The 6,423-nt window shown below is 73.7% G+C and carries 6 protein-coding genes; 3 read left to right on the plus strand and 3 right to left on the minus strand.

Translation table 11 applies throughout. The annotated features are described in order from the left end of the window. The first annotated feature begins 131 nt into the window (after positions 1–131). Positions 132–602, plus strand: coding sequence for a hypothetical protein (locus IN07_RS14885; RefSeq protein ID WP_036336903.1), 471 nt, complete (start codon positions 132–134; stop codon positions 600–602). 10 nt (positions 603–612) lie between these two features. On the opposite strand, the gene IN07_RS24065 is transcribed toward IN07_RS14885, so the two are convergent. Beyond that, positions 613–1,293 carry an alpha/beta fold hydrolase gene (locus IN07_RS24065; RefSeq protein WP_081975428.1) on the minus strand — a complete coding sequence of 227 codons (681 nt, stop codon included), beginning with the start codon at positions 1,291–1,293 and terminating at the stop codon, positions 613–615. A 108-nt stretch (positions 1,294–1,401) separates the two neighbouring features. Between IN07_RS24065 and IN07_RS14895 the strand changes: the two genes are divergently transcribed. After that, positions 1,402–2,805 (plus strand): NAD(P)/FAD-dependent oxidoreductase, encoded by a 1,404-nt coding sequence (locus IN07_RS14895; protein WP_231558391.1) that lies wholly within the window; start codon positions 1,402–1,404, stop codon positions 2,803–2,805. A gap of 88 nt (positions 2,806–2,893) precedes the next feature. Here IN07_RS14895 and IN07_RS14900 read toward each other — a convergent pair whose 3' ends face one another. Together IN07_RS14900 and IN07_RS14905 are read right to left on the minus strand one after the other, a co-directional pair. Continuing rightward, the gene (locus IN07_RS14900) at positions 2,894–4,354 is read right to left on the minus strand and encodes a benzaldehyde dehydrogenase (protein WP_036336907.1); all 1,461 of its coding nucleotides are present in this window, start codon (positions 4,352–4,354) and stop codon (positions 2,894–2,896) included. Positions 4,355–4,482: 128 nt separating this feature from the next. Beyond that, a complete protein-coding gene (locus IN07_RS14905) occupies positions 4,483–5,199 on the minus strand; it encodes a mycothiol-dependent nitroreductase Rv2466c family protein (protein ID WP_036336911.1) in 717 nt (238 codons plus the stop codon). Between the two features lie 151 nt (positions 5,200–5,350). Between IN07_RS14905 and IN07_RS24070 the strand changes: the two genes are divergently transcribed. Continuing rightward, a complete protein-coding gene (locus tag IN07_RS24070; RefSeq protein ID WP_156119210.1) occupies positions 5,351–6,301 on the plus strand; it encodes a GGDEF domain-containing protein in 951 nt (316 codons plus the stop codon). Positions 6,302–6,423 lie beyond the last annotated feature (122 nt).

The following is a 6,423-nucleotide window of genomic DNA, read 5'->3' on the forward strand; positions in this document are numbered from 1 at the left end:
GGGGCGGTCTCAGCACTGCTGAGACCGCCCCCGACCCGTTCTCGTGGGCGACCTCCGGTCGCGCGACCGCCCGGCGACCGCGACGATGATGTTGAGCACTTCAGCAAACCCGTAGACGAGTAGAGGTCGCCATGCGCCTGCCCATCACCCCCAGCGAGATCGCCCCGCGCATCGCCACCGGGGCGTTCATCCTCAACTCCGGCCTCGGCAAGCGCGCCGCCGACGAGGCCACCGCGGCCGGGCTCCACGGCTTCGCCGCCGGCACCTACCCGGCGCTGAAGAAGGTCCCGGCGACCACCTTCGCCAAGGCGCTGTCGACGACCGAGATCACCATCGGCGCGCTGCTGCTGACCCCGTTCGTGCCCACGGCGGTCGCCGGCGCCGTGCTCACCGGCTTCTCCGCCGGGCTGCTGGGGCTCTACCTGCGCACCCCGGGGATGACCAAGCCGGGCAAGAGCGTGGCCCCCACCCAGGACGGGCTGCCGATCGCCAAGGACGTCTGGATGCTGGGCATCGGCATCGGCCTGCTCACCGAGGCCCTCGTCGGCCGGGAGGCCCGGGTCTCCGCGCGTCGGACGCGGTCCCGCTCCAGCCGCAGGTAGCCGCCGGAGGTCAGCCGGCCTGCTCCTCGTGCACCTCGGCGAGCAGGCCGGCCAGCAGGCCGGCGACGTCGTCCGGGCGGGTGTGCGGCGTCATGTGCGCCGCGCCCGGCAGCTCGACGAACCGGCCGCGAGGGGACGACCCGGCCAGGCGCACCGCCCAGTCCCGGGGACAGAGCGCGTCACGCTCCCCACGGACGACGACCACCGGCACGTCCACCCGGCGCAGCCGCTCGTCGATGCGGTCCGGCGCGGTCCGCCGCCACAGCGCGGTCATGTCCCGAGGCCCGGTCCGCAGCCACTGCGCGACGATGGACGGCACCTGCCACCACTGCTCGCGCACCGCCGTGCGCACCCAGCGACCGGCCAGCACCGGGATCCGGCGCATCCGCGGGTCGGTGGTCGGGCCGAGCAGCAGCACGCCGACCACCCGGGCGTCCCGCGCGGCGGCAGCAGCAGCCACCTGACAGCTCTGCGAGTGACCGACGAGCACGCAACGGCCCGGTCCGAGCGCCGCCAACAGCTGGTCGGTCAGCTGCGGCAGGGTGCCGACCGGCCCCCGGACACCCATGCCCGGCAGCCGCACCACCACCCCGCGGGTCCGCCGCAGGACCCGCGCCCAGGACCGTTCGTCCAGACCGAGACCTGGGACGCACACCGCGACGGGAACACCGTTCGCCTCCATGCTGCTCATGTGGATGCCGACTGTGTCCGGGACGACGGCGCCCCGTAGCGGAGGGCGCCCGCACGTTCCAGAGCAGTAGTGGGAGGATCAGTCATCATGACGACATCAGGAGCCAGTGTGACCACCGTGACCCAGCCGACCGGACGTCGCCCCCGGGTCGTCATCGTCGGATCAGGTTTCGGCGGTCTCTTCGCCGCCAAGCAGCTGAAGAAGGCCCCGGTCGACATCACGCTCGTGGCCAAGACGAGCCATCACCTCTTCCAGCCGCTGCTGTACCAGGTGGCGACCGGCATCCTCTCCGAAGGGGAGATCGCGCCGGCCACCCGGGAGATCCTCCGGGACCAGGCCAACGCCCGCGTGGTGCTCGGTGAGGTCACCGACATCGACCTGGCCGCCCGCACCGTCACCTCCACCGTCCTCGGCCGCACCACGGTGCACGAGTACGACGAGCTGATCGTGGCCGCCGGCGCCGGGCAGTCCTACTTCGGCAACGACCAGTTCGCCGAGTTCGCCCCCGGCATGAAGAGCATCGACGACGCCCTCGAGCTGCGCGGCCGCATCTTCGGCGCCTTCGAGCTCGCCGAGCTGGCCACCGACCCGGCCGAGATCGACCGGCTGCTGACCTTCGTCGTCGTCGGCGCCGGCCCGACCGGCGTCGAGATGGCCGGCCAGATCGCCGAGCTGGCCCGCCGCACGCTGCGCAAGGACTTCCGCCGGATCGACCCGACCAGCGCCCGGGTGATCCTGCTCGACGCGGCACCGAAGGTGCTGCCGCCGTTCGTCGACAAACTCGGCGAGAAGGCGCACAAGCAGCTCAACGAGATCGGTGTCGAGGTCCAGCTGGGCGCGATGGTCACCGACGTCGACGCCGACGGCATCGTGGTCAAGGACGGCGACGGCCACCAGCGCCGCATCCACGCCGCCACCAAGATCTGGGCCGCGGGCGTGCAGGCCAGCCCGCTGGGCAAGATCCTCGGCGAGCAGTCCGGTGCCGCGGTCGACCGCGCCGGCCGGATCTCGGTGCAGGACGACCTCACGCTGCCGGGCCACCCCGAGGCGCACGTGGTCGGCGACATGATCTCGCTCAAGCGGCTCCCCGGCGTCGCCCAGGTCGCCATCCAGGGCGGCAAGTTCGCCGCGGACGCCGTCAAGGCCCGGCTCGCCGGCCGGCCCACCGCCCCGGAGTTCACCTACTTCGACAAGGGCAGCATGGCGACCATCTCGCGGTTCCACGCGGTGGCCGACACCTGGAAGTTCCAGTTCGGCGGCTTCCTCGCCTGGGTGCTGTGGCTCGCGGTGCACATCATGTACCAGGTGGGCTTCAAGAACCGGTTCACCACGGTGATCCACTGGGCGGTCAGCTTCCTGGGCCGTGGCCGCTCGCAGCGGACCGCCACCCAGCAGCAGGTGTACGGCCGGCTGGCCCTGGAGGAGCTCGGCGCGGACTTCGAGGTCTCCAAGACCGGTGGTCGGCGGCACCTCGGCGAGCCGGTCGACGTCACCGGGCGCGACTCTGCCTGACCTGCACCTTGCCTGACCTGCACCCTGCCTGACGACGACGGCCCCGGTACCGCTGCTGCGGTACCGGGGCCGTCGTCGTGCAGGAGGGTCAGAACGGGTAGGCCGGCAGGTCCCCGCGCAGCGTGACCCACTGGGTCTCGGTGAACGCCTCGATGTTGGCCTGCGGGCCGCCGTGCCGGGAGCCGGTGCCGGAGGCGCCCACCCCACCGAACGGGGCCACCGCCTCGTCGTTGACCGTCTGGTCGTTGATGTGCACCAGTCCGGACGGGATCCGCTCGGCCAGCTGCAGGCCGGCGTAGACGTCGCGGGTCAGGATGCCGAGCGACAGCCCGTACTCGGTGCCGGCCGCCATCGCCGCCACCTCGTCCAGCGAGGAGAACGGCGTCACCGGTGCCACCGGGCCGAAGATCTCCTCCTGGTAGGCCGGGGAGTCGACGGGCACGTCGCCGAGCACGGTCGGCCGGTAGAACAGCCCCTCGTAGGTGCCTCCGGTGCGCACCGTGGCCCCGCTGTCGATGCTGGCGGTGACCAGCCCGTGCACCCGGTCGCGCTGGCCGGCGTCGATGATCGGGCCGAGCGCCACCTGGTCGCGCCAGGTGTCCCCCACCGGCAGGTTCTCGACCTTGCTGGTGAGGATGGCGGTGTACTCCTCGGCGATCGACTCGTGCACCAGGTGCCGGCTGGTCGCCATGCAGATCTGCCCCTGGTGGGCGAACGTGCCCCACGCGCCGACCGAGGCCGCGGCGGTCACGTCGACGTCGCCCATCACGATGAGCGCGGAGTTGCCACCCAGCTCCAGGTGCGCCCGCTTCAGGTGCTGACCGGCGAGCGCGCCGACCGAGCGCCCGGCCTTCGTGGAGCCGGTGAAGGCGATGACCCGGACGGCGGGGTCGGTGACCAGCGCCTGCCCGACGTCGGCACCGCCCGGCAGGACCTGGAACACCCCGGCGGGCACCCCGGCCTCCTCGAAGACGCGGGCGAACACCGCCCCGCCGCAGATGGCGGTGCGCGGGTCGGGCTTCAGGACGACCGCGTTGCCCAACGCCAGCGCGGGCGCGATCGCCCGGATGGCGAGGATGGTCGGCACGTTGAACGGCGCGATCACCCCGACGACGCCGGCCGGCACCCGCCGGGCGAACGACAGCCGGGGTGAGCCGCTGCGCAGCAGCTCGCCGTAGGGATGGCTGGGCAGGGCGGAGGCCTCGTAGCACTCCTGGGCACTGGTGTGCACCTGGAAGTCGCCGAAGGGCTGGATGGCGCCGGACTCCCGGGCCAGCCACTCCTTGATCTCCGCGGCGTGCTCGGTCAGCAGGTCACCGGCCCGGCGGAGCACCGCGGCGCGCTGCTCGAACGGCAGCGCGGCCCACTCCCGCTGGGCCTGGGCGGCGCGGGCGCCGGCCTTCTCCACGTCGGCGGGGGTCGCCTTGCCGACCTCACCGAGCTCGGCACCGGTGGCCGGTTCGACCGCGGTGTAGGTGCCACCGCTGCCGTCGGTCCAGGAACCGGTCCAGATCTTGCCGCGCCACGCGCCGTCCTCGAGCAGTGCCATGTGTGCCTCGTCTCGTCAGTGAGTCGTCGTTGCCGGTTCTGTCATCTGCGCGCCCCGCTGTCACCCCGACTTCCGAGCGGCGGAAGCCGGACGTCCGGAGCCAGCGTGGCAGGGTCGTCCGCGCCGGCTCAGCGGTGCTGCCGGCGACTGCCCCCGTGCCAGTCTTCCTGCTGCCCGGCCTCGCCGGGGGTCACGCCGAAGGCGGGCAGCTGGGGCCGCTCGCGCAGGCTGCGCTTGAGCTCGGCGAAGCCGGGGAAGCTCGCCAGGCCGACGACGTGGTCCCACAGCTCGACGGCCTCCTCCTCCGACGGCAGCCGGCTGATCACCGGGCCGAAGAAGGCCACGCCCTCCGGCGGCTGGAAGTGCAGGATCGGGGTGCCGACGTCCTTGCCGGTCAGCGCGAGCGCCTCGTCGGTCTCGGCGCGGATCGTCGCGTCCCAGGACTCGTCGTCCAGCGCGTCGGCCAGCTCGGCCGGCAGGCCGACCTCGGCGAGCACCGGGGCGAGGAACTCAGCCGTGCCCCGCTGCCCCCGGTCCTCGTCCTCCTGGGGAGCGGACTCGAAAACCCGCCGGCCCAGCGCCTCGTACAGGTCGCCCACCACGTCCGGGCCGTGCTCGGCCCGGACCCTGGCCGCGACGCGGAGCAGCCGCAGTCCGGCGGTGTGGCCGGCCTCGTACTCGGGCGGGAACTGGGCCGCGTAGTCGACGTGTGCGTTGAGCAGCCGCAGCGAGATGAACCGCCACTCGACCCGGTGGTCGCGCTGGGCGCCGACCATCCGGACCCACTTGCTGGTCATCCAGGCGAAGGGACACACCGGGTCGAAGTAGAAGCGCAGGTCGGCCATCACCCGACCGTAGCCCTGGAACAGCGGCAGCACCTGGGGACCGCGACCCGCCGTTGATCACCCGGACGGGTCGGCCCGGGGGGCCCGTGGTGCAGGCTCCTGCCCGGATCGCCGATGCACGCGGTGACATGGGGAGCGGCAGGTGGACGAGGTGACGGCGGACCGACGGGTCCCGGCCCGGGTCGGGTTGTTGGCCCTGCTGTACGGGACGGGCGGGCTGTTCTGCGTGGCCGGCGCACTGCGACCGATGCACCCAGAGACCCCGGTGGCCCTCACCGGAGTGCTGGCCGCCGTCGGTATCGGTGGTGCGGCGGCGCTCCTCGCGCGCGGCGACCGGCTGTCGCAGGCCGGCGGGCACACCGCCCTGGCCGGCGTCTCGCTGCTGGTCGCCCTCCTCGCCTCCCGGTCGGTCACGGCCGTCGGCATCGTCGGGCTGGGCCCGGTGCTCATCGCGATCGGGCTGTACGCGGCACACTTCTGCTCCCTGACCGCGGCCCGGGCCCACGCCGGGCTGGCGGTCGGGACGGCGAGCCTGGGCGCTGCCGTCGCCCTCCCCTCGACCGCGGCGCTCCCGTGGCTGATGACCGCGGTCAGCGCCCTGCTCCTCACCGAGGCCCATGCCCGGCTCAACCGTGCCCTGCGCACCGATGCGGCCACCGATCCGCTCACCGGCCTGGCCAACCGCCGGTCCTGGGAGGCCGAGGCCGGCCGCACCCTGGCGCGGGCACTGCGCAGCGACGAACCGCTGACGGTCGCCGTGCTGGACCTCGACGACTTCAAGGCGGTCAACGACCGCGACGGGCACGGCGCCGGCGACCGGTTGCTGCAACAGGTGGCCGACCACTGGCAGTCGCGGCTGCGCACCGCCGACCTGCTCGGCCGCTACGGCGGCGACGAGTTCGTGCTGCGCCTGCCCGCCACCGACGGGCCGGGCGCACAGGAACTGCTCCAGCGACTGGACGGCGGCCCGATCAGCTGGTCGGTGGGGACGGCGACCGCCCGCGCCGGCGACTCGCTGGCCGCGCTGCTGCAGCGCGCGGACGCCGAGCTGTACGCCGGCAAACGACAGCGGACGGCGGGCCGCACCGACGGCGTCGGCTGACCGTCGCTCACCCGTCGGCGTCCGCCAGCTCCTCGGCCCGCGCCGCGGCGCGGTCCCGGATCGCGGCGGCGGTGTGCGCGCGGCGGACCGCGGCGTCCCGCCGGCGCTCGGCCTCCCCGACC

Source organism: Modestobacter caceresii, from assembly GCF_000761485.1.
Classification (GTDB): Bacteria; Actinomycetota; Actinomycetes; order Mycobacteriales; family Geodermatophilaceae; genus Modestobacter; species Modestobacter caceresii.